This is a genomic window from Pseudothauera lacus (genome assembly GCF_003034845.1).
Classification (GTDB): Bacteria; Pseudomonadota; Gammaproteobacteria; order Burkholderiales; family Rhodocyclaceae; genus Pseudothauera; species Pseudothauera lacus.
The window spans coordinates 422,199-442,708 of record NZ_PZKC01000001.1 but is presented as its reverse complement, the minus strand read 5'-3'; the positions used below and the strand labels follow the sequence as shown (position 1 = coordinate 442,708).

Below are 20,510 nucleotides of genomic sequence, written 5' to 3'. Positions count from 1 at the left end.
GTTCAGCCCGCGGGGTGCGCGGGTGCAAGGGAGGAGTCGTCTGGTCTGGCTGCACAGGGTTCGAGGCGAACCAGCGGGATGCCAGCGCGTGACAGCACAATCGTTTCGCCGTTGAGGGCGCGTTCGATCAGGGCTTCGAACTGCCCGCAGGCGTCGTCGATGTCGATAAACGTGGAGGGAATGGCCCGGGTCATGTCGTTGCGGGCCGGGTCAGTTCAATGGCTTGATCGAGGGCGAGGTTCAGCCAGGCGCGGTCGGCCGTCAGTGCTGTGGCGCCAAGCTGTTTGGCCAGGGCGAGGCAGGCGCGGTCACCGAGGGAGAGGCCGCGTGCCTTGGTGGCTGTGCGCAGCAGACCGGTGGCCAAAGCCAGTGGTCGGTCGAAGGCGACAACCTGCAGATCAAGCGCGGCGGTGAATGCCTGCAATTCGGCTGCCGGCATGCCGCGTTCGTTGAGCCAGCCCGCCACTTCGGACAGGTTGACCGCGCACAGGTAGTGCTCGCTGGATTCAGCCAGGCGCGTTTCCAGCACATCCACGCCGGGTTCGCCGCGCAAGTAGACCAGCACGGCGGAGGCGTCCCAGACGTAGCGGGTCAATCGGTGGCCTCCTGGAGATGGCGGGCGGCCAGGAAATCATCCGTACTGGCTTCGGCGAGATAGGGGGCAGCCAGCCGGCGCGCCTTGGCCAGGCGAGCGCGGCGCGTACTCAGGCGGACCTCGCCATCGACGATATCCCACTGCAGGGACTCGCCTTCATGAAGGTCCAGCGCCTGGCGGATTTCTGCCGGGAGGGGGATGCGGCCGTCACTCGATGGTTTGACTTCCTGCATGGTCGGCTCCTGACTTGCAAGCATGGATGATGTCATTCTAGATGAGATCGTCGCGGGGCGTTTTCAGGCATCTTCTTCGACGTCCTCGTCGGGCAGCACGTCGGCGACTTCGAAGGCGTTGGTCTCGGGCAGCGGGTGGCCGGCGCGGGCGATCACTTCCGCGAGCGTGCCGTGGATGATGCGGTCGGCCATGACGCGGTAGTCCAGCGCGACGTCGAGCAGCGGGCCTTCGGCGAGGATGCCGTTGCGGCGCTCGATGAAGCCCAGGCGGGCGAGCTTGCCGAGCATGAAGTTTTTCACCCGGCTGCGCCCGCCGAGCAGGGGGCCGAAGTCGGCGATCAGCGAGGCTTCCGAGATGCCGGCGGAGACCGTCTCGCCATGCTCAACGGGTTTATCCGCGCCGAACATGTCGCCCTGGCCGTCGTCGGCCACTTCGCGCCGGGTGACCTGGCGTTCGCGCTTGGGCAGCACGATGAGCGACCAGATCACCACCAGCAGGGCGATCTCGTCGCGGGTGAGGCCGACGTTGCTGGCGGCGTATTCGCGCTTGGCGCCGAACACCGGTTCGATCATCTCGGGCACCAGCGCGGCGGCGACGTGGCCGGCGTAGGGATTGTCCTGCAGTTGCAGGCCGACGGCGGCGAGGCGGTGGTCGAGTTCGACGCGGAAGGTTTCATCCACCAGCGCGCGGCGCACCAGGCGATCGTTGCGCGGCAGCCAGCGGTTGGCCAGCAGGCGGGCGGTGAGGGTCTTGATGTCCTGTTCCATGGCTTCTCGCGGTTCTGCGATCAAATACCGTTCGGGTTGAGCGGGGAGTGTGCGTCATTCCGGTGCAACCCCCGCCGTTCGCCCTGAGCCTGTCGAAGGGCGATTGATGACAGTGCCTGCGAGCGGGCTTCGACAGGCTCAGCCCGAACGGCGGGGAGTGGCTTGGACAGTGCTTGTGACGGCATTCAGAAACCACTCTCGGTAGCTTTTTCGACTGGTGCAGTGGGAACGCTTTCGTTCCCTGCAGGGTTGCCACGCGGACTCACCCGGCCGGCAGAGATCAGCGCAATCTCGTCCTCGTCCACCGCTTCCAGGGTGTCGCCGAACAGCACCTCCAGCGGCAGGCGCATGAATTCGCCCACCGGGCCGTCGGCCGGGCCGGACGACTCGCCGTCGGCGAGCAGGGCGAGCAGAGACAGGCGGTAGGAGGCCGGGGCGAAGCCGCCGCCGGCCACCACGTCGGCCAGGCTGGCGGGTTGCGATACGCCGCCGAGGCGGCGGGCAAAGTGCTGCAGCAGGGCGAGGTCTTCGGTTTCCGGCGCGCTGTTGACCTCGGCGGCGTCCGGCGGGGGCAGGGCGGTATCCACTTCCTGCGCACGGACCTCGTCGGAGAGCACCGCTTCGGCGCGGTCCAGCAGTTCATGGCCGCCGGCCAGCAGCGGGATCTCCGGCACCAGCGCGAAGGCGTCGTCGGCAAAGGCGGCGAGCTTGTCGGCGTTGAGGGTGCGCAGCCAGGCCGAGACGTCCGACGAGGAGATGCCGGAGGCGCCCAGGGTGACGCGCTGCGCCTCGATCTTGTTCAGGGCGCGCTGGAAGCTGGCGTCCGCGCGCGCAAGACGCGACTGCGCCAGGCCGATGCGCTGGGCGACGTGGGCGACCTCGAAGGGTACGTCCGGGTCGGCGAGCAGTTCGCGCAGGATCTCGGTGCCGCGCGCCAGCCATTTCTCGTTGGCGGAGAGGCGCCGGCGTGCGGCGACGATGTTGAACTCCGAGCCGGAGGCGATGGCCTCCTCGAAGTGCCAGGTGAGGTCGTTGAGCTTGCTGAGCAGGTGGCCGAGCGCTTCCGGGGTGAGGCTGCCCACCGCCTGCAGGCCGGCCAGTTGCGCGGTGAGAAAGCCGAGTTCGGCGTCTTCCTCTTCCGCAAAGCGCAGCAGCATGGCCAGCGCCGCCACCGCGTTGCGGCCGATGTCGGAGAGGTGGTAGAGGCCGTCGTCGGCGAAGGCGAGCAGGGCGTTGTCGCGCAGGCGCTTCAACACCGTTTCCAGCTTCACCGGGTCGAGATAGGTGAAGCGCGCGCGCAGGGCGTCGGGCGACCAGCGCGGGGCGTCGGACTCGCGGCCGATCTCGCGCAGCACCAGCAGACGCATCAGCACCTCGGCCTCGGAGCCGCGGAAGAGCGTGATGAAGGCGTCCAGCAGCGGGCGCGCCGCCGCCAGCGAGGCCAGTTCCGGTACGTCGTCGGCGGCCACGCCCGGGGCGAGGAATTCGGCGAGATCGAGAGAGCTTGAGGTCAAGGTGGGTGCTGTGGGGAACGCCGGCGGCTTACCAGATGGCGCCGGGAAAATGCGCGCGGATGAGGCTGTCGCGCGTGACCAGTTGTGCGCGGTCGGCGGCGGCGTGGGCAATGATCAGGCGGTCGAACGCGTCACGTGTCCAGGTGATTTCCACGGCGTGGGCGACGATCTGGGCATACGGCGTCTGGCTCACGTGCACGCCGAGGTGGCCGGCGAGCACGCCCAGTACCGTCGTCGCTTCATCCCTGAAGCGACCGATTTCGTGCAGATAGGTGATCTCCAGTTCAATCAGCGGCGATACAGCCAGCCGGCCGCCACGAATTGCTGCTTGTGCCGCGGTGCTGAGCTTCTCCACGGCCCCGTCGTACAGCCAGCACACGACGTGGGTGTCGAGGTGGATCAGAGGTCGTTCTGATTGTCCTGCCACGCGTCCTTGTCCCAGGCCGAGATGTTCACCAGATCGTCGGCGTCGCCAATGATCGCGTTCCTGCGCGGCAGGTGATCGAGCACGCCGGGCACGACTTCCGGCGCGAGCACCAGACGCTTGCCATCGCGCTCGATCACCACCGCTTCACCGGTGGCGAGCACGCGGTCGGCGATCTGGAAGATGTTTTGCCTGAGCGCAGTCAGGGTGATCTGTTCCATGAAAACCTCGCTGAACGAAGCATGTACGCACTTCATTCTAGTGCGTACATGCAGGCGTTCAAACCCCTTGCTTCAGACTCGCCGCGATGAAGTCGTCCAGGTCGCCGTCGAGCACGCCCTGGGTGTTGCCGACTTCGTAACTGGTGCGCAGGTCCTTGATGCGCGACTGGTCGAGCACGTAGCTGCGGATCTGGTGGCCCCAGCCGATGTCGCTCTTGCTGTCTTCCAGCTTCTGCTGCTCGGACTGGCGCTTGCGCAGTTCGGCCTCGTACAGACGCGCCTTCAGCATGGACATGGCCTCGGCCTTGTTCTTGTGCTGCGAACGGTCGTTCTGGCACTGCACGACGATGCCGCTGGGCTCGTGGGTGATGCGCACCGCGGAGTCGGTCTTGTTGATGTGCTGACCACCGGCGCCGGAGGCGCGGTAAGTGTCGATGCGCAGGTCCGCCGGGTTGATCTCCACTTCGATCGACTCGTCCACCTCCGGATATACGAACACCGAGGTGAAGCTGGTGTGGCGGCGGGCGTTGGAGTCGAACGGGCTCTTGCGCACCAGGCGGTGGATGCCGGTTTCGGTGCGCAGGAAGCCGTAGGCGTAATCTCCATTGACCTTGATGGTGGCGCCCTTGATGCCGGCCACTTCGCCTTCGGACTCTTCCAGCAGTTCGGTGGCAAAGCCCTTGCGTTCGCAGTAGCGCAGATACATGCGCAGCAGCATCCCGGCCCAGTCCTGCGCCTCGGTGCCGCCGGCGCCGGCCTGGATCTCGATGAAGCAGGCGTTGGGGTCCATCGGGTTGGAGAACATGCGGCGGAATTCGAGCTTGTGCACGCTCGCTTCCAGCTCGCCCAGATCGGCCTCGACCGCCACCAGGGTGTCCTCGTCGTCCTCGGCCTCGGCCAGGTCGTAGAGATCCTTCAGGTCGGTGGACTGCTGGTCGATGTGCTGCAGGGTCAGCACCACGTCTTCCAGCGTGCGCTTCTCCTTGCCGAGCTCCTGCGCGCGCTCGGCGTTGTTCCACACCGCCGGATCTTCCAGCGCGCGGTTTACCTCTTCGAGCTTCGATGCCTTGGCATCGTAGTCAAAGATACCTCCGCAGTTCGCGGCCGCGCGCGGCGAGGTCGGCCAGTTTTTCGGCAATGGCGTTGAGGCGTTCGGCTTCCATGGTGCTGCTCCGGGCGAATTTCGGAAAACCGGGGATTATACCGGGGATGGACGGTGCGCTCGCGGATTGGAGATCAGGCGGGTCTGGCACATGGCGCGGAAGCGGATCACTGGCCGGTTCTTGGTCGAACCGGAAAGCCGTATCGCGGCCAAGGCTGCTCCTACACGGGCACGGCGCTGGCGCAGGCGCGGCCTTGGCCGCGATGCGTTCAGGCTCAAACCGCCTCGAAATGCTCCAGCATCAACTGCACGCTGGACACGCCGTTGTACTCGTTGATGCCCAGGCGGAAGGCGGCGCGCAGGTCGGGCGGGGCGCCGTCGGCGTGGTTGAAGCGGATGGCTTCATAGCGCGTGCTGCCCTTGGTGAGCTGCAGCTTGAGGTGGCGTTCCTTGAGCAGGCGCTGGTTTTCGACGCGGAAGACGTCTTCGAAGAGCGGCGCCGGGAAGCCCTGGCCCCAGATGTCCTGTTCGATCAGGCGGGCGCCCTCCAGGCTCATCCAGCCGGATTCGAGTGCGCCGTCGGTGTCCATGCGGCGGGTGAGGTCGGCGGGGTCGACCAGGCTGCTCACCACCTCGTCGAACACCTGGCGGAAGCGGTCGTAGTCCGCCTCGCGGATCGCCAGGCCGGCGGCCATGGCGTGACCGCCGAAGCGCAGGATGAGGTCGGGCTCGCGCTTGCTCACCAGATCCAGCGCGTCGCGCAGGTGGAGGCCGGGAATCGAGCGCCCGGAGCCCTTGATCTCGCCGTCCATGCCGGGGGCGAAGGCGATGGTGGGGCGGTGCAGGCGCTCCTTGATGCGCCCGGCGACGATGCCGATCACGCCCTGGTGCCAGTCCGGCTGGTAGAGGCTGATGCTGGCCGATTCGGCGGCGTCGAAATCTTCGAGGCGGGCCAGTGCGTCGTCCTGCATGCCGGCTTCGATGCTGCGCCGTTCGCGGTTGAGGCGGTCGAGTTCCTGGGCGATGTTGAGCGCACGGCCGGCGTCGTCGGTGATCAGGCATTCGATGCCCAGACTCATGTCGGAGAGCCGCCCGGCGGCGTTCAGGCGCGGGCCGATGAGGAAGCCGAGGTCGGTGCTGGCGGCGCGCGCCGGGTCGCGCCCGGCGGCGGCGAAGAGCGCGCGCACGCCCGGCTGCAGGCGTCCGGCGCGCATGCGCTGCAGACCCTGCGAGACCAGGATGCGGTTGTTGTGGTCGAGCTGCACCACGTCGGCCACGGTGCCGAGCGCGACCAGATCGAGCAGGTTGGCGAGGTTGGGTTCGGCCTGGCCGGCGAAGGCGCCGCGCTCGCGCAGTTCGGCGCGCAGCGCGAGCATGACGTAGAACATCACCCCGACCCCGGCCAGTGCCTTGCTGGGAAAGTCGCAGCCGGGCTGGTTGGGGTTCACGATCACGTCGGCTTCGGGCAGCACCTCGCCGGGCAGGTGGTGGTCGGTGATCAGCGTGGCCATGCCGTGGGCGCGCGCCGCGGCGACGCCTTCGACGCTGGCGATGCCGTTGTCCACGGTGATCAGCAGGTCCGGCTCCATGCGCGCGGCGAGTTCGACCATCGCCGGGGTGAGGCCGTAGCCCATGGTGATGCGGTCGGGCACCAGGTAATGCACGTCGGCGCCAAAGGCGCGCAGTGCGCGCACGCCCACCGCGCAGGCGGTGGCGCCGTCGCAGTCGTAGTCGGCGACGATGACCATGCGCGCGCCGGCCTCGATGGCGTCGGCGAGCAGTTGCGCGGCTTCATGGGTGCCACTGAGCGCGGCCGGCGGCAGCAGGGCGCCCAGCGAATAGTCGAGATCGGCGCGGCTGGCGACGCCGCGTGCGGCATAGAGGCGGGCAAGCAGGGGATGGATGCCGGCGTCGATGAGCCCCTGCACGGTGCGTGCGGGGACAGGGCGTGGGGTGATTCGGGTCATGCCTCGTGGGTCAGGATGTGTTCGAGCGGGCGCGGCCGGCGCCAGATCTTCAGCAGGTCGAGCGGCCGGATGGTGAGGTCGAGCGTAGCACGGTCGCCGGCGGCGGTGATGTGCAGGCTGGACAATTGCCGCTTCTTGAGTGCCGCGAGCAGCGGCTGCAGGCACTTGGCGTCGAGTTTGCGCAGGCCGTCGTGCCAGCCGTGGACATCGACGCGCAGCGCCGGGCGCAGCAGGCGGGTGTCTACGATCAGGGTGGCGCGGCTGGGCGTACGGCTGCTCAGCCCTTCGCAGCGCATGCCGGCCAGACGCCCGCAGCCGAGGGCGAGGCGGTCGTCGGTGCGCAGTACCGGCGCCGGAGCGTGCAGGGTCTCGGGCAGGGTGCCGCTGCCCCAGAACCACAGGCTGTTGACGAGAGGTTTGCCGGCGGCTTCGCGGGCCTGATTGACCGGGTGGTTGTGCATCAGCACCTGGGCTTCGTTGATCAGCCGGCGCCAGCGTGCGGCCTCCTCGCCGCTGGGCAGGAAGCCTTCGACAGGGCGGCCGAGCACTGCCCCAAGGGGCGCCAGATCGACCTGCGGGCGGCTCTTGAGGCGCAGGTACCAGCGCCGTGCGGAGCGCGCCTCGAAGCGCACGAAGTCCTTTTCGATGGCGAGAAAATGGTTGTTGAGGGCCTCCAGCAGAGCGGCGGCCTCGGTCGCCGACAGCCCGCTGTCGTCGGCGTCGTCGAGCAGCAGGTGTTCGCGATTGAAGCGCAGGGTCACCGGGTCGGCACACAGCCAGCAGCCATCCACGGCCGCTTCGTCGCGTTCGCCGAGGCGGCGCAGGGCGGCGACGGGAATGTCGTCGGCCGGCAGGCCGAAGCACTCGGCAAGTACCTTTTCGTGGCTGCTGCCCGCGTGCCAGTCCAGCCGTCCCTGGCGCAGCAGGGTTTCCAGTGCCGGCAGGGCGGGGCGGTCGGCGAGCTTGCGGGTCGGTGACAGCAGGCCGGGGAGCAGGACTCTTGCGTGCATGACATCGGGGTTGTGGTGAAGGTCTGCGAGTCTAGCATGCCGCCTTGAGTACCGCGGCGGGCAGGGCGCGATTGGAGAGGGTACTGGCAAAGTGTCAGTGATATGACGATAATTGCGCACCTAGTCCATTGGCATCGCTTCATGTCATCCATCTACCGGCTCAAGCCGGCCTTTCAGGCGCTGCTGCGTCCGCTCGTGCGCCGCCTCGCCGTGGCGGGCGTTACCGCCAACGCGGTGACTGTCGCGGCGCTGCTGATCTCCGTCGTGCTCGGCGTCGTGCTGTTCGCCTTCCCGCAGCCGCTGCTGTTCCTGCTGCTGCCGCTGTGGATGTTCCTGCGCATGGCCTTCAATGCCGTCGATGGCATGCTGGCGCGGGAGTTCGGCCAGCAGTCGGTGCTCGGCGCCTACCTCAACGAACTCGCCGATGTCGTCTCTGATGCCGCGCTGTATCTGCCCTTTGCGCTCATTGCGCCATTTGGCTGGCAATGGGTCGGGCTGGTGATCCTGCTTGCGGTGGTCTCGGAGATGGCCGGCGCGCTGGGGCCGATGGTGGGCGCCTCGCGGCGTTACGACGGCCCCATGGGCAAGAGCGACCGCGCCTTCGTCTTCGGCGCCCTCGGCCTGTGGCTGGGGATCGCGGGCAGCCTGCCGGCCTGGCTCGAATGGCTGATGCCGGCGCTGGCACTGGCCATTGCAGTAAACATATTCAACCGCGTGCGCAACGGCGTGCGCGAGGTCAGCACCTCCGCCAGCAAGGAGTAGAGGCATGCATCGTCATTGTGAACAGCACTATTTCGCCACCCACGACGGTCAACAACTGTTCTACCGGCGCTGGCCCGCGGTCGAGCCACGGCGCGGTTGCGTGGTGATGTTCCATCGCGGGCACGAGCACTCCGGGCGCATGGCCCATCTGGTCGACGAGCTTGATCTGGCGGCCTTCGACTTCTATGCCTGGGATGCCCGCGGCCATGGCCTGTCGCCGGGGGCGCGGGGCGATTCGCCCAGCCTTGGCACCTCGGTGCGCGACGTGCAGACCTTTGTCGAACACATCGAACGCCAGTGGGGCATCCCGCGCGAGGACATGGCCGTGCTCGCGCAGAGCGTGGGGGCGGTGCTGATCTCCACCTGGGCGCACGACTACGCGCCCCGCGTGCGTTGCCTGGTGCTTGCCTCGCCGGCTTTCAAGGTCAAGCTCTACGTGCCCTTTGCGCGCGCTGGCCTGGCGCTGATGCGGCGCTGGCGCGGCAATTTCTTCGTCAACAGCTACGTCAAGGCCAAGTTCCTTACCCACGATGCCGAGCGCCAGGCCTCCTACGACAGCGACCCGCTGATCGCGCGCGCCATCTCGGTGAACATCCTGCTGGCGCTCTACGAGGCCGGCGAGCGTGTGGTTGCCGACGCGCAGGCGATCACCCTGCCGACGCAGTTGCTGATCTCCGGGGCCGACTGGGTGGTGCACAAGAAGCCCCAGCGCGACTTCTTTGCCCGCCTTGGCGCGCGCGACAAGGAGGTGCACGAACTCCCCGGTTTCTATCACGACACCCTGGGCGAGCGTGACCGTGCCGTCGCACTGGAGAAGGTGCGTGGCTTTGTGCTGCGCCAGTTCGAGCGCGCCGGCGAGCGCGTCGATCTGCGCGATGCCCACCGTGCCGGCGCCACCTGGGAGGAGGCGCAGGCGCTGGCCGCACCCTTGGCCGCGCTGTCGCCGCGGGGTATGTACTGGTCGTTCTACCGCTTCGGCCTGAAGCTGGGTGGCCTGGTGTCCGCCGGCGTTCGCCTCGGCCATCAGACCGGTTTCGATTCCGGCAGCACCCTGGACTACGTCTATCGCGACACCGCCACCGGATCGGGGCCGCTGGGCCGCATGGTGGACCGCCAGTATCTCGATGCGGTCGGCTGGCGCGGCATCCGCCAGCGCAAGCTGCACGTCGAGGAGTTGCTGCGCCATGCCCTGGAGCGGCTGCAGGGCGAGGGCAGGGCGCTGCACCTGGTCGATGTTGCCGCCGGCCACGGGCGCTACGTGCTCGACGGCGTCGCACGCTCGGGCCATCAGCCGGACAGTATCGTGCTGCGCGACTTCAGCGACATCAACGTGCGCGACGGCGCCGCGCTGATCAGCAGCCGCGGGCTGGACGGCATCGCCCGTTTCGAGAAAGGCGATGCCTTCGATGCCGGGCAGCTTGCGGCCTTGTCGCCGCGGCCGACGCTGGGCATCGTCTCCGGGCTGTACGAGCTCTTCGCCGACAACGACATGGTGGCCCGTTCGCTGGCGGGGCTGGCCGCCGCGGTCGAGGAGGGCGGCTATCTGATCTATACCGGCCAGCCCTGGCACCCGCAGCTCGAGATGATCGCCCGCGCGCTGACCAGCCATCGCGGCGGCGAGGCCTGGGTGATGCGCCGGCGTACCCAGGCGGAGATGGATCAGCTGGTCGAGGAAGCTGGCTTCGAAAAGCTCGACCAGCGCATTGACGAGTGGGGCATCTTCACCGTTTCTCTGGCACGGCGCCGGCCTGCATGAGCGCGCTGCCCGGAGTGGCGATCAGCTTCCCGGCCGACTGCGCCGAGCGCAGCGGCCCGGTGCTGTGGTGGCGCAGCGTCTGCTGGCTGCTGCTGCTCGCCCCCTTCTTCTTTCTCAGCTATGGCTACGCCAACGCGCTTGCCGCCAGCCGCGAGGTGAGCACGGCGGTGGTGTTTGCCTGGGAGCGGCACATGCCGTTCTGGGCATGGACCATCGTGCCCTACTGGTCCATCGATCTGCTCTACGGTCTGTCCTTCCTGTTCTGCCGCGACCGCCAGACCGTTGACCGGCACGCCCTGCGCCTGCTCAGCGCGCAGGTGCTGGCGGTGGCCTGCTTCATCGCCTTTCCCTTGCGTTTCTCCTTCGAACGACCCGCAACCGAAGGCGTGTTCGGCACTCTTTTCGACCTGCTGACTGGCTTCGACCTGCCCTACAACCAGGCTCCTTCGCTGCACATTGCGCTGCTGGTGGTGATCTGGCTGCGCTTTGCACTGGGCACGCGGGGGGTGGTGCGCGTCGTCGTCCATCTCTGGGCGGCGCTGATCGCCCTGTCGGTGCTGACGACCTACCAGCACCACTTCATCGATGTGCCCACCGGTGCGCTCGCCGGGCTGTTGTGCGTTTGGCTGTGGCCGGACCGCGGCCCCTCGCCGCTGCGCGGCTGGCGCTGGCCGTGCCCGCCGCAGCGTGTGCGGCTGGCCGGCCTGTATTGTGCCGGCGCGCTGCTCGTGGCCTTGCCGGCGGCGGTGTTCGGTGGTGCGGCGCTGTGGTTGCTGTGGCCGGCCGTCGCCCTCGGGATGGTGGCGCTGATCTACCTGGGCCCGGGCGCCCGCGGATTCCAGAAGCACGACGGCCGCATGGGGCTGGCCGCGCGCTGGCTGCTGGCACCCTATACCCTGGGCGCCTGGCTCAACTCGCGGTGGTGGACGCGCGCCTGCCGTCGCGCCGACCGGGTTGCCGACGAGGTCTGGCTGGGCCGCATGCCGTCGGCGGCGGACATGGGCGAGGGCCGTTTTGCGGCCTTGCTCGACCTCACCGCAGAGCTGCCCGCGCCACGCCCCCATGGCGCCTACGCCGGTTTGCCCTGGCTGGATCTGATTGTCCCGGATGCCGGGGCGCTGCGCGAAGCCGCCGAACGCATCGAGGCCCTGCGTGGCCATGGGCCGGTGCTGGTCTGTTGCGCGCTGGGCTACTCGCGCAGCGCCAGCGCGGTAGCGGCGTGGTTGCTGCTCAGTGGCCGGGCGGCGGATGTGGGCCAGGCGGTGGCGCAAGTCGCGCGAGCGCGGCCGGGTGTGGTGCTCGGTGCCGGGCACCGCGCCGCCCTGGGCGCCTTGCTGGCCGCGGGCGGGGCATTGCGGTGAGCGCAGAGGCTCAGGTGGATGACGCCGCCGTGCGTGCAGCGCTTTGTGCCGATCTGCTCGAATTGGGGCGCCCCCTCGATGCGTGGTTGCGGGTGTCGATGGCCCTGGCGCTGGCGGCGCTGATCTTCGGTGTGGGGCATCGGGGCTTCTTGCTGGTCAGTCTGCCCGCCGCTGCCGTCGCGTTCTACTACGGTCTGCGCGTACGTTTCGATGCGGTTGTGTTCGGGCGCTGGGCGCGCGACTGGCGGGGTGGCGATGATGTGCAGGTAGCCGGTACGCTATCCGCCTTCGACGCGGCGCGGGGAAGCCGCGCCGCGCCGCGAAGCGTGGCGCAACGCTGTGCCGGGGCGCGCGCGCTGCTCGTCCGCCAGGCTGTTGCGGTGGCGGTGCACAGCGTGCTGGTGCTCGCCGCGGCACTGATGCAATGAGGATGTGTTGATGCTGAATGCTGTCATCGGCGCTGCGCTGTGCAGCTTCGCCAAGCTGATCACCGGCGTGCGCCCGGTGTGGCAGGCGCAACCACCTGAAGGGCAGTGCGTGTTCTTCGCCAATCATCGCAGTCACGGCGATTTCCTGCTCATCTGGGCGGCTCTGCCGGCGGTGCGGCGCGTGCATACGCGCCCGGTGGCCGGCGCCGACTACTGGCTGCGCGGCGCCTTGCGGCGCTATGTGGCGCAGGACGTCTTCCGTGCCGTGCTCATCGAGCGCAACGGGCGTGCCGCGAGCAGCGATCCGGTGGGGCAGATGGCCGCGGCGCTGAGCGGGGGCGATTCCTTGATCGTCTTTCCGGAAGGTACGCGCAATCTTGGCGACGGTCTGCTGCCGTTCAAGAGCGGCATCTACCACCTTGCCGCGGCAAACCCGCAGGTGGAGTTCGTCCCGGTGTGGATCGAGAACCTCGGCCGCGTGATGCCCAAGGGCGCACTGATACCGGTGCCGCTGCTGTGCACGCTGAGTTTCGGCCCCGCACTGCGCCTCGCCGACGGCGAAGGCAAACGCGAATTCCTCGACCGTGCGCAGGCGGCGCTTGCTGCGCTGGCGCCACCGGAGGGTTGATCATGAGTACCCTGGAACATACCCTGACGCTGGTCTTCGGCGGCATCTTCGCGGTGCTGGCGCTGGCCAGCACGATCGGTGCGGTGCTCAAGTGGCGGCTTGCCGGCGGTGCGCCGCACGGCGTCATCGACAATCTCAACGCCCGGCTCAAGGCGTGGTGGGTGATGATCCTGCTCATCGGCGCGGCGATCTGGGTCGGCGACGGCGGGGTGATCGCGCTGTTCGCCTTCATCTCCTTCCAGTGCCTGCGCGAGTTCGTCTCGCTCACCCACACCCGCCGCGGCGATCATCGTGTGCTGATCTGGAGCTTCTTCGTCTTCCTGCCGCTGCAGTACTACCTCATCGCCATCTCGTGGTACGGGCTGTTCTCCATCCTCATTCCGGTTTACGCCTTTCTGCTGCTGCCGATCTCCGCGGCGCTGGGGGCCGATACCATGCGCTTTCTCGAACGCGCGGCGAAGGTGCAGTGGGGCCTGATGATCTGCGTCTATTGCCTGTCCCATGTTCCTGCGTTGCTGATCCTCGACATTCCCGGCTATGCCGGCAGCAATGCACTGCTGATCGTCTTCCTCATCCTTACCGTGCAGTCCAGCGACGTCTTCCAGTACGTCTGGGGCAAGCTCTTCGGCAAGCGCCTGCTGGCGCCGGCGATTTCGCCGTCGAAGACGCTCGAGGGGTTGGTCGGCGGCGTGCTCAGCGCCACCCTGGTGGGGGCGGCGATGTGGTGGATCACCCCGTTCACGCCGCTGCAGGCGGCGGCGATTGCGCTGGTCATCAATGTGCTGGGTTTCTTCGGCGGTTTCGTGCTGTCGGCGATCAAGCGCGACCGCGGCGTCAAGGACTGGGGCAGCATGATCGAGGGCCACGGCGGCATGCTCGACCGCGTCGATTCGCTCAGCTTCTCCGCCCCCATCCTCTTCCACATCGTGCGCTACTGGTGGGTGCCCTGAGGCAGCACCCGCCACGCCGTCGGGCGCTGCCTCAGGGGCGCAGGTAGGCGTGCCCCTCGCGGACCTGCAGGCGTGATACCTCGGCAACGCCGCTGTCGACGATGCTTGCTTCCATGACCAGACGGCCGGCCTCGATGCTGCGGCTGCGCAGGGTGTTGTTGCAGACGCGGAAGTGCACGCCGCGGTTGGCCAGTTCGCCGACCGCGCCGGCAAAGGGACGGCCCTGGGCGTCTTCGGCGCCGTCGATGAGAAAGTCGATGCCGGGGCCGTGGGTGACGACGACGATGCGTGCCTGGGGGTCGGCGTTGAGGTGGTTGCGGATGTTGCCGATGGCGCGGCTGGCTTGCTGGACGCCTTCGCCGATGTGGTAGACCACCCTGATCGGCTCTTCGGCGGCGAACGCGGGGGTGCCGGCGGTCGTGGCGGTGGTCAGGGCGAGGGCAAGGAAGAGGCGGCGGGAGAGGGCAGGGGACATGATCGTGCTCCGGGGACGATGGGAGGGGATGCTGCAGGCATCGACGGTGGCTCAGCATATCGGCACTACCGCGACTGCGCTATTGCGGTGAACACGCCTGCTTACGCATCGGGGTGATGCGGCGCACCCCTTCTGGCGCGCGCTTGCGGCACAATGCGGGTCTTGTTTACCGAGGGTGCTGGCCCCCGATGCGATACGAAATCCTCGTTGGTGTCCGATATACGCGCTCGCGCCGTCGCGCGCAGGGGCGCAACCGCTTCATTTCCTTCATCTCTGCGGCCTCCATGCTGGGCACTGCGCTGGGGGTGATGGCGCTGATCGTGGTGCTGTCGGTGATGAACGGCTTCCAGGAGGAGTTGCGCACGCGCATTCTCGGCGTCGCCTCGCACGTGCAGGTGAGCACCTTCGACGGCGAACTGCCCGCATGGCAGCGGGTCGCCGGCCAGGCCGCGCAGCACCCCGACGTGGTTGCCGCAGCGCCCTACGTGCAGGAGCAGGGCATGCTCTCCTTCGACCAGGTCGTGCGTGGCACGCTGGTGCGCGGGGTGCTGCCCGCGGACGAGGAGCGCGTTGCCGACTTTGCCCGCTACATGCGCGCCGGCAGTCTCGATGCACTGGTCGGCGGGCGCTTCGGCATCGTGCTGGGGCGCGATCTGGCGCTGGCGCTGCGCGTGCATCTGGGCGACAAGGTGACCCTGATCGCCCCCCAGGGGCTGGTGACGCCGGCGGCGGTGCTGCCGCGGGTGCGCCAGTTCGAGGTCGTCGGCATCTTCGAGGCCGGCATGTACGAATACGATTCCGGGCTGGCGCTGATCCATCTGCGTGACGCCCAGGTGCTGTACCGCCTCGATGACGCGGTGAGCGGCGTGCGCCTGAAGCTCCACGATCTCTTCGCCGCACCGCGGGTGGCGCGCGAACTGCCGGGCTACATCGACGAACGCGTGATGGTCAGCGACTGGACGCGCAGCCACGCCAATTTCTTCCGCGCGGTGGCGCTGGAGAAGACCATGATGACCATCATCCTCTTCCTCATCGTCGCCGTGGCGGCCTTCAACATCGTCTCCACGCTGGTCATGGCGGTGCAGGAGAAGCAGGCCGACATTGCCATCCTGCGCACCCTCGGCGCCAGTCCGGGGTCGATCATGGCGGTGTTCGTGCTGCAGGGGGCGATCATAGGCCTGGTCGGGCTGGCCGGCGGTACGGTGGCCGGGCTGCTGCTGGCGAGCAACCTCGATGTGGTCATCCCCTTCCTCGAAACGCTCACCGGTGCGACGCTGTGGAACAAGGAGATCTACTACATCAGCGAACTGCCCTCGAAGGTGCTGGCCAGCGACGTGCTGACCATCGTTTCGGTGTCCTTCGTGCTCACCCTGGTGGCCACGCTGTATCCGAGCTGGCGGGCGTCGCGGGTCAATCCGGCGGAGGCGCTGCGTTATGAGTGAGAGGGAGGCGGAGGTGGCGACGGACGTGCCGGTGCTGGCGTGCGCCGGGCTGGTGAAGAGTTTCCGCGAGGGCGAGGACGCCGTGGAGGTGCTGCGCGGCGTTGATCTGGCGGTGGCGCGCGGCGAGCGCATCGCCATCGTCGGCGCCTCGGGTTCGGGCAAGAGCACCCTGCTGCATCTGCTCGGCGGCCTCGATGTGCCGGCAGCCGGCACGGTCAGCCTGCAGGGGCGCGACTTCTCGCGCATGTCGGATGCCGAGCGCGGACGCGCGCGCAATCGCGCCCTCGGCTTCGTATATCAGTTCCACCACCTGCTGGCGGAGTTCTCCGCGCTGGAAAACGTCGCCATGCCGCTCTACATCCGCCGCATGGCGCGCGCCGAGGCCGATGAGCGTGCTGCGGCGATGCTGCGCGAGGTCGGCCTCGGGCATCGCCTCGACCACGCTCCGGGAGAGCTCTCCGGCGGCGAGCGCCAGCGCGCGGCGATTGCCCGCGCCCTGGTCACCGAGCCGGCCTGCGTGCTCGCCGACGAGCCCACCGGCAACCTCGACCGGCGTACCGCGGAGGCGGTCTTCGACCTCATGCTGTCGCTCAACGAACGGCTGGCGACGAGCTTCATCATCGTCACCCACGACGAGTCCCTGGCGGCGCGTGCACAGCGCACGCTGCGCCTGCAGGACGGCCGTTTCGGCTGAGCGCAGGGCGCTGTTGTGGTTATCCGCAACGTTTCGCGCTAAAGAATATGGGCTAAAGTTCGTTGAAAGGGGGGGACTCACCCCTTCAGACATCAACCAGAGCCGGCGCCTGCGTGGGGTGCGGAGCGAAACCGGCCGGGCGAGGAGAACTTCATGTCGTTCATCTTTTCTCCGGCAGCGATGCTGCTGGACAGGCTGCGCTTTCGCTGGAAATTCGTGCTGCTCGGGCTGATCTCGGCGGCGACCATCGCGTACCTGCTGACTGCCCTGGTGCTGGCCCTGCGTACCGACATCAGGGTGGTGGACAGCGAACTGCACGGCCTGCAGGCCGTCGTGCCGCTGCTGCGGGTGGTGGAGGCGGCGCAACTGCGTCGCGGTCTGGCCACCGGGGCGCTCAACAATACCGATGCCGCCATGCAGAGCCGCCTGCCTGATGCCACGGCGAAGCTCGAACAGGCGTGGGCGGAAGCCGAGCGTGCCTTGCAGCAGGCCGCTGGCGCACTCGGCGGCGAGACGCGCTGGCAGGAGCGCTGGGGTGAGGCAGCGCAGATGTGGGCAACGCTGCAGGCGCCCAATCCCAGTGCCTCGCCACAATGGGTGTTCGATGGCCACACCGTGGTTGTCAACAACGTCGTCCAGGTGCTGCACGACGTCGCCGAGGAGAGCCGCCTCGCGCTCGACCCGGAGGCCGCCTCGCAGTACCTGATCTCGCTGGTCACCCACACCGTGCCCGATGCCACCGAGCGCATCGGACGCCTGCGCGGGCAGGGTGCCTCCATCCTCGCTTCGCGCTACCTCAGCTCGGGGCAGCGTCTGCGCCTGTCGCTGCAGATCGGCGAGCTCGATCACGCCATGCTGGCCGCGGAGGAAATCCTCGAACGTGCCGCGCATGCCAACCCGGAGCGCCAGGAGGCGCTCGACGATCTCAAGGTGGAACTGGCGCTGGCGGTCGAGTCGATCCGCGGACGGGTCATCGACGACATTCTCGACGAACGTTTCGAACTCGCCCCGGTGGAGTTCTTCGATGCCGGTACGCGGGCCCTCGATGTGGCCTTCCAGCAGTCCGCCGAGGTGATCGTGCCGACCATCGAGGCCCTCCTCAAGGAGCGCCGTGCGGGGCTGGTGCGGACCTTCACCGTGGTGGTGGCGATTTCTGTGCTGGCGGTGGCCTTGCTGGCCTACTTTCTCGGTGCGCTCTACATCGCCGTGGCGCGCTCGGTGGCGGAGCTGGGGGCCGGCGCCGGGCGTTTGGGCGAAGGTGATCTGAGCACCCGCATTCACCTGTCGTCGAACGACGAGCTGCGGGATGCCGCCGAGCGTTTCAACGCCATGGCCGAGGCGATGGCCGCAGTGATGCAGCGTGTGCGCCGCAGCGCCGACGAGGTCGGCGAGGCGGCCGCAGCGATGGCCACGGCGTCGTCCGAAGTCAGCCGCAGCTCCGCACATCAGAGCGAAGCGGCGGCGAGCATGGCCGCGGCGGTGGAGGAGATGACCGTCGGCATTGACGAGATCGGCCGCCATGCCGGTGAGGCGGAGAACATCTCCAGCCGTTCGGGCGAGATCTCCGACAATGGCGCGCAGGTGGTGCAGCGCACCGCTGCGGAGATGGAGTTGATTGCCCGTGAGGTCGGTGCCACCGCGACCACCATCGAGACCCTGGGACGCAAGTCGGAGGAGATCTCCAGCATCGTCAATGTGATCCGCGAGATTGCCGATCAGACCAACTTGCTTGCTCTCAACGCTGCCATCGAGGCGGCGCGTGCCGGCGAGACCGGGCGCGGCTTTGCCGTGGTGGCCGATGAGGTGCGCAAGCTCGCCGAGCGCACCAGCGGCGCCACGCAGGAGATTTCGACCATGGTCGACGCCATTCAGCACGGTACCGACGAGGCGGTGAAGTCGATGAACCGTGGAGTGGAGCGCGTCCGCGACGGGGTGGAGCTGACCCGCCGCGCGGGTGAGGCGATGGACGAGATCCGCAACGGGGCACAAGGCGTGGTGCAGTCGGTGAGCGACATCTCCAGTGCGTTGCGCGAGCAGAGCGCGGCAAGCAACGACATCTCGCGCAACGTCGAGCAGATCGCGCAGATGGCCGAAGAGAACAACGCCACGGTGGCCGAGGCGGAGGGTACCGCCCAGCACCTGGAGGCGCTGGCCCGTACCCTGCGCGCCGAAGTCGGCCACTTCCGGCTCTGAGAGGGGACGGATGGCCCTGAGGAACGCGGTCCAACTCATCGCCTATCCGGACCGCATCGGCGGCGGGCTGGCCGATCTGGCAGCTTTCATCGACCACCACCTCGGCGATGCGGTGGGCGGCGTGCATGTGCTGCCGCCCTTTCCGTCGAACGCCGATGGTGGTTTCTCGCCGCTCACCCACCAGGCCATCGATCCCGCATTCGGCAGCTGGGCGGATCTGGAAGGGCTGGCGCAGCGCTACGACGTCTGTCTCGACCTGGTGCTCAACCACCTCGCCGACGATGCGCCGGAGTTCCGCGACTACCTCCTGCACGGTCCGGAATCGCCCTCCGCGGGGCTGTTCGTCGATGTCGATGCGCTCGGCGAGATCGGCCCCGACGATCTGGCAAAGATCCATATCCGCAAGGAAAAGGAGCCCTTCCGTGAAGTGCTCTTCGCCGACGGCAGGCGCGGGCGGGTGTGGTGCACCTTCACCGAGCGTCAGATCGACCTCGATTACCGCAGCCCGCAGACCTACCGCCTGATGGCGGACAACATCGCCTGTCTGGCCGCACGCGGGGTGAAGCTGTTGCGCCTGGACGCCTTCGGCTACACCACCAAGCAGATCGGCACCAGCTGCTTTCTGGTCGAGCCCGAGGTGTGGCGCATCCTCGAGTGGTTCCGTACCACTGCCGCGGCGCATGGTGTGGACATCCTCCCGGAGGTGCACGACCATCCCAGCTGGCAGTACGCCATCGCCCGGCGCGGCATGTGGTGCTACGGCTTCGCGCTGCCGCCGTTGCTGCTGTATTCGCTGTTCGACGCCAACAGCCACTACCTCAAGGCCTGGCTGCGCATGTGCCCGCACAACCAGGTCACCGTGCTCGACACTCATGACGGCATCTGCATCCCCGACGTCGAGGACATCCTGCCGCGCTATCACATCGAGGCGGTGATCAACAATGTCTCCGAGCGCAGCGCCGACCCCATCCTGCGCCGGCTGGCCGCCAACGTGCATAGCGTGGGGGCGATCTACCAGCTCACCTGTACCTTCTTCGATGCCCTGCAGCGCAACGAGGATGCCTACATCGCCGCGCGCGCGGTGCAGTTCTTCGCTCCCGGCATTCCGCAGGTTTATTACGTCGGCCTGCTCGCTGGCGGCAACGACGCAGAACTGCCGGCACAGAGCGGCGAGGCGCGCGACATCAACCGCCACCGCTACACGCTTGCCGAAGCGGAAGAGGCAGTGAGCGCTGCCGTGGTGCAGCGCCTGCTGGCGCTGATGCGGCTGCGCTCCACGCATCCGGCCTTCGGCGGCAGCTTCGAACTGCACTACTCCAACGATTCCAGCGTGGACATGGGCTGGCGCGAGGGCGAGCACTACTGCCGCCTGTTCGTGGATCTCAACTTCCGCACCGCCACAGTGACCTGCAGCGACGCGCTGGCCGGCGAGCGCTGCTACCGCCTCTGAGCACGCCGCCGCCAGGCGCGGATCAGCCATAGCCGCCACAGCCCCTTGACGGCCAGATAGCCGCCCAGTGACAGCCCGCCGGCGAGCAGCAGCAGCCCTACCGCCAGCGGTCGCCCCAGGCCCACCACCCAATCGGCGAGGGCGCCGATCCATGCTCCCAGCCCCAGCCCCGCCATTTCCGGCGGATGGGTGAAGGCGTCCACGCTGCCGCCTACGGCGAAGGTGCCGAGGGCATAGGCGAGCAGATACAGCGGCACGATGGTGAACGGGTTGGTGTACAGCGTGGTGAGCAGGGCGAGGGGCAGATTGACCCGCAGCACGGTGCAGGCGATGGCTGCGCCGAGCATCTGCAGGGGGCCGGGGATGAGGCCGCAGAACAGCCCCACGGCCACCGCGCCGGCCGCGGAGTGGCGATTCAGGTGCCACAACCGCGGGTGCAGCAGCGAGCCGGCAAACGGGCGTAGCCAGCGATTGCCGCGAATGCTTTGACGGTCGGGGAGCCAGGCCTGCAGCTTCTTGCGCATCGATGGACGGAGA

Annotated in this window: 22 protein-coding genes; 10 read left to right on the top strand and 12 right to left on the bottom strand. The window is 68.0% G+C overall.

Features of this window, described 5'->3' with window-relative positions; genetic code table 11:
• Window positions 1–2: 2 nt before the first annotated feature.
• The 10 genes from C8261_RS01970 to C8261_RS01925 form a co-directional block, all read right to left on the bottom strand.
• Complete coding sequence (locus C8261_RS01970) at window positions 3–194, bottom strand: type II toxin-antitoxin system Phd/YefM family antitoxin (RefSeq protein ID WP_107491961.1); 192 nt, start codon at window positions 192–194, stop codon at window positions 3–5.
• Entirely contained in the window at window positions 191–595 is a 405-nt protein-coding gene (locus C8261_RS01965) for a type II toxin-antitoxin system VapC family toxin (RefSeq protein ID WP_107491960.1), read from the bottom strand. Before C8261_RS01965 ends, C8261_RS01970 begins: the two co-directional genes overlap by 4 nt.
• Window positions 592–828, bottom strand: coding sequence for an AbrB/MazE/SpoVT family DNA-binding domain-containing protein (locus tag C8261_RS01960; RefSeq protein WP_107491959.1), 237 nt, complete (start codon window positions 826–828; stop codon window positions 592–594). The genes C8261_RS01965 and C8261_RS01960 overlap by 4 nt, the downstream gene beginning before the upstream one ends.
• Window positions 829–891: 63 nt before the next feature.
• Window positions 892–1,596 carry a hypothetical protein gene (locus tag C8261_RS01955; RefSeq protein WP_107491958.1) on the bottom strand — a complete coding sequence of 235 codons (705 nt, stop codon included), beginning with the start codon at window positions 1,594–1,596 and terminating at the stop codon, window positions 892–894.
• 185 nt (window positions 1,597–1,781) lie between these two features.
• A complete protein-coding gene (locus C8261_RS01950; protein ID WP_107491957.1) occupies window positions 1,782–3,110 on the bottom strand; it encodes a hypothetical protein in 1,329 nt (442 codons plus the stop codon).
• Window positions 3,111–3,138: 28 nt separating this feature from the next.
• Window positions 3,139–3,537 (bottom strand): type II toxin-antitoxin system VapC family toxin, encoded by a 399-nt coding sequence (locus C8261_RS01945; RefSeq protein WP_268987164.1) that lies wholly within the window; start codon window positions 3,535–3,537, stop codon window positions 3,139–3,141.
• On the bottom strand, window positions 3,510–3,755 hold the full coding sequence (locus C8261_RS01940; protein ID WP_181358805.1) for a type II toxin-antitoxin system Phd/YefM family antitoxin: 246 nt from the start codon (window positions 3,753–3,755) through the stop codon (window positions 3,510–3,512). Before C8261_RS01940 ends, C8261_RS01945 begins: the two co-directional genes overlap by 28 nt.
• A 58-nt stretch (window positions 3,756–3,813) precedes the next feature.
• Window positions 3,814–4,918, bottom strand: a protein-coding gene (gene prfB, locus C8261_RS01935) for a peptide chain release factor 2 (RefSeq protein ID WP_146161631.1) whose coding sequence is annotated in 2 segments (ribosomal slippage) — window positions 3,814–4,836 and window positions 4,838–4,918 — 1,104 coding nt in all. Because the reading frame shifts where the segments join, the coding sequence is not laid out codon by codon here.
• Window positions 4,919–5,132: 214 nt separating this feature from the next.
• Complete coding sequence (gene recJ / locus C8261_RS01930; protein ID WP_107491953.1) at window positions 5,133–6,824, bottom strand: single-stranded-DNA-specific exonuclease RecJ; 1,692 nt, start codon at window positions 6,822–6,824, stop codon at window positions 5,133–5,135.
• Complete coding sequence (locus C8261_RS01925; protein WP_107491952.1) at window positions 6,821–7,834, bottom strand: hypothetical protein; 1,014 nt, start codon at window positions 7,832–7,834, stop codon at window positions 6,821–6,823. Before C8261_RS01925 ends, recJ begins: the two co-directional genes overlap by 4 nt.
• 141 nt (window positions 7,835–7,975) lie before the next feature.
• Here C8261_RS01925 and C8261_RS01920 point away from each other — a divergent pair, with 141 nt between their 5' ends.
• The 6 genes from C8261_RS01920 to C8261_RS01895 are packed head-to-tail and all read left to right on the top strand — an operon-like array spanning window position 7,976 to window position 13,719.
• Window positions 7,976–8,596 carry a CDP-alcohol phosphatidyltransferase family protein gene (locus C8261_RS01920; RefSeq protein ID WP_107491951.1) on the top strand — a complete coding sequence of 207 codons (621 nt, stop codon included), beginning with the start codon at window positions 7,976–7,978 and terminating at the stop codon, window positions 8,594–8,596.
• Window positions 8,597–8,600: 4 nt separating this feature from the next.
• Window positions 8,601–10,352 carry a bifunctional alpha/beta hydrolase/class I SAM-dependent methyltransferase gene (locus C8261_RS01915; protein WP_107491950.1) on the top strand — a complete coding sequence of 584 codons (1,752 nt, stop codon included), beginning with the start codon at window positions 8,601–8,603 and terminating at the stop codon, window positions 10,350–10,352.
• Window positions 10,349–11,713: a phosphatase PAP2/dual specificity phosphatase family protein gene (locus C8261_RS01910; RefSeq protein ID WP_107491949.1), complete on the top strand. Its 1,365-nt coding sequence runs from the start codon at window positions 10,349–10,351 to the stop codon at window positions 11,711–11,713. Before C8261_RS01915 ends, C8261_RS01910 begins: the two co-directional genes overlap by 4 nt.
• Window positions 11,710–12,141, top strand: coding sequence for a hypothetical protein (locus tag C8261_RS01905; RefSeq protein WP_181358804.1), 432 nt, complete (start codon window positions 11,710–11,712; stop codon window positions 12,139–12,141). Before C8261_RS01910 ends, C8261_RS01905 begins: the two co-directional genes overlap by 4 nt.
• A gap of 10 nt (window positions 12,142–12,151) precedes the next feature.
• Window positions 12,152–12,769, top strand: coding sequence for a lysophospholipid acyltransferase family protein (locus C8261_RS01900; RefSeq protein ID WP_107491947.1), 618 nt, complete (start codon window positions 12,152–12,154; stop codon window positions 12,767–12,769).
• Between the two features lie 2 nt (window positions 12,770–12,771).
• Window positions 12,772–13,719: a phosphatidate cytidylyltransferase gene (locus C8261_RS01895; protein ID WP_107491946.1), complete on the top strand. Its 948-nt coding sequence runs from the start codon at window positions 12,772–12,774 to the stop codon at window positions 13,717–13,719.
• Between the two features lie 31 nt (window positions 13,720–13,750).
• Here the strand turns inward: C8261_RS01895 and C8261_RS01890 are convergent, their stop codons facing one another.
• Window positions 13,751–14,194, bottom strand: coding sequence for a DsrE family protein (locus tag C8261_RS01890; RefSeq protein ID WP_107491945.1), 444 nt, complete (start codon window positions 14,192–14,194; stop codon window positions 13,751–13,753).
• Window positions 14,195–14,382: 188 nt separating this feature from the next.
• On the opposite strand from C8261_RS01890, the gene C8261_RS01885 reads away from it, so the two are divergent.
• The 4 genes from C8261_RS01885 (at window position 14,383) to gtfA (ending at window position 19,973) form a co-directional block, all read left to right on the top strand.
• The gene (locus C8261_RS01885) at window positions 14,383–15,636 is read left to right on the top strand and encodes a lipoprotein-releasing ABC transporter permease subunit (protein WP_107491944.1); all 1,254 of its coding nucleotides are present in this window, start codon (window positions 14,383–14,385) and stop codon (window positions 15,634–15,636) included.
• The gene (gene lolD, locus C8261_RS01880) at window positions 15,629–16,330 is read left to right on the top strand and encodes a lipoprotein-releasing ABC transporter ATP-binding protein LolD (RefSeq protein ID WP_107491943.1); all 702 of its coding nucleotides are present in this window, start codon (window positions 15,629–15,631) and stop codon (window positions 16,328–16,330) included. Before C8261_RS01885 ends, lolD begins: the two co-directional genes overlap by 8 nt.
• A 153-nt stretch (window positions 16,331–16,483) precedes the next feature.
• On the top strand, window positions 16,484–18,523 hold the full coding sequence (locus tag C8261_RS01875) for a methyl-accepting chemotaxis protein (protein WP_107491942.1): 2,040 nt from the start codon (window positions 16,484–16,486) through the stop codon (window positions 18,521–18,523).
• Between the two features lie 10 nt (window positions 18,524–18,533).
• Entirely contained in the window at window positions 18,534–19,973 is a 1,440-nt protein-coding gene (gtfA, locus tag C8261_RS01870) for a sucrose phosphorylase (RefSeq protein ID WP_107491941.1), read from the top strand.
• Here gtfA and C8261_RS01865 read toward each other — a convergent pair.
• Window positions 19,961–20,497 (bottom strand): DUF2062 domain-containing protein, encoded by a 537-nt coding sequence (locus C8261_RS01865; RefSeq protein ID WP_107491940.1) that lies wholly within the window; start codon window positions 20,495–20,497, stop codon window positions 19,961–19,963. The two genes, gtfA and C8261_RS01865, sit on opposite strands and share 13 nt — an antisense overlap.
• Window positions 20,498–20,510 lie beyond the last annotated feature (13 nt).

What these genes read in the sequence shown, in the direction of transcription:
- C8261_RS01970 (WP_107491961.1), bottom strand. Translation starts at nt 194, where the DNA reads ATGACCCGGGCCATTCCCTCCACGTTTATCGACATCGACGACGCCTGC.
- C8261_RS01960 (WP_107491959.1), bottom strand. Translation starts at nt 828, where the DNA reads ATGCAGGAAGTCAAACCATCGAGTGACGGCCGCATCCCCCTCCCGGCA.
- C8261_RS01955 (WP_107491958.1), bottom strand. Translation starts at nt 1,596, where the DNA reads ATGGAACAGGACATCAAGACCCTCACCGCCCGCCTGCTGGCCAACCGC.
- C8261_RS01940 (WP_181358805.1), bottom strand. Translation starts at nt 3,755, where the DNA reads ATGGAACAGATCACCCTGACTGCGCTCAGGCAAAACATCTTCCAGATC.
- recJ (WP_107491953.1), bottom strand. Translation starts at nt 6,824, where the DNA reads ATGACCCGAATCACCCCACGCCCTGTCCCCGCACGCACCGTGCAGGGG.
- C8261_RS01925 (WP_107491952.1), bottom strand. Translation starts at nt 7,834, where the DNA reads ATGCACGCAAGAGTCCTGCTCCCCGGCCTGCTGTCACCGACCCGCAAG.
- C8261_RS01920 (WP_107491951.1), top strand. Translation starts at nt 7,976, where the DNA reads ATGTCATCCATCTACCGGCTCAAGCCGGCCTTTCAGGCGCTGCTGCGT.
- C8261_RS01915 (WP_107491950.1), top strand. Translation starts at nt 8,601, where the DNA reads ATGCATCGTCATTGTGAACAGCACTATTTCGCCACCCACGACGGTCAA.
- C8261_RS01910 (WP_107491949.1), top strand. Translation starts at nt 10,349, where the DNA reads ATGAGCGCGCTGCCCGGAGTGGCGATCAGCTTCCCGGCCGACTGCGCC.
- C8261_RS01900 (WP_107491947.1), top strand. Translation starts at nt 12,152, where the DNA reads ATGCTGAATGCTGTCATCGGCGCTGCGCTGTGCAGCTTCGCCAAGCTG.
- C8261_RS01895 (WP_107491946.1), top strand. Translation starts at nt 12,772, where the DNA reads ATGAGTACCCTGGAACATACCCTGACGCTGGTCTTCGGCGGCATCTTC.
- C8261_RS01890 (WP_107491945.1), bottom strand. Translation starts at nt 14,194, where the DNA reads ATGTCCCCTGCCCTCTCCCGCCGCCTCTTCCTTGCCCTCGCCCTGACC.
- C8261_RS01885 (WP_107491944.1), top strand. Translation starts at nt 14,383, where the DNA reads ATGCGATACGAAATCCTCGTTGGTGTCCGATATACGCGCTCGCGCCGT.
- lolD (WP_107491943.1), top strand. Translation starts at nt 15,629, where the DNA reads ATGAGTGAGAGGGAGGCGGAGGTGGCGACGGACGTGCCGGTGCTGGCG.
- C8261_RS01875 (WP_107491942.1), top strand. Translation starts at nt 16,484, where the DNA reads ATGTCGTTCATCTTTTCTCCGGCAGCGATGCTGCTGGACAGGCTGCGC.
- gtfA (WP_107491941.1), top strand. Translation starts at nt 18,534, where the DNA reads ATGGCCCTGAGGAACGCGGTCCAACTCATCGCCTATCCGGACCGCATC.
- C8261_RS01865 (WP_107491940.1), bottom strand. Translation starts at nt 20,497, where the DNA reads ATGCGCAAGAAGCTGCAGGCCTGGCTCCCCGACCGTCAAAGCATTCGC.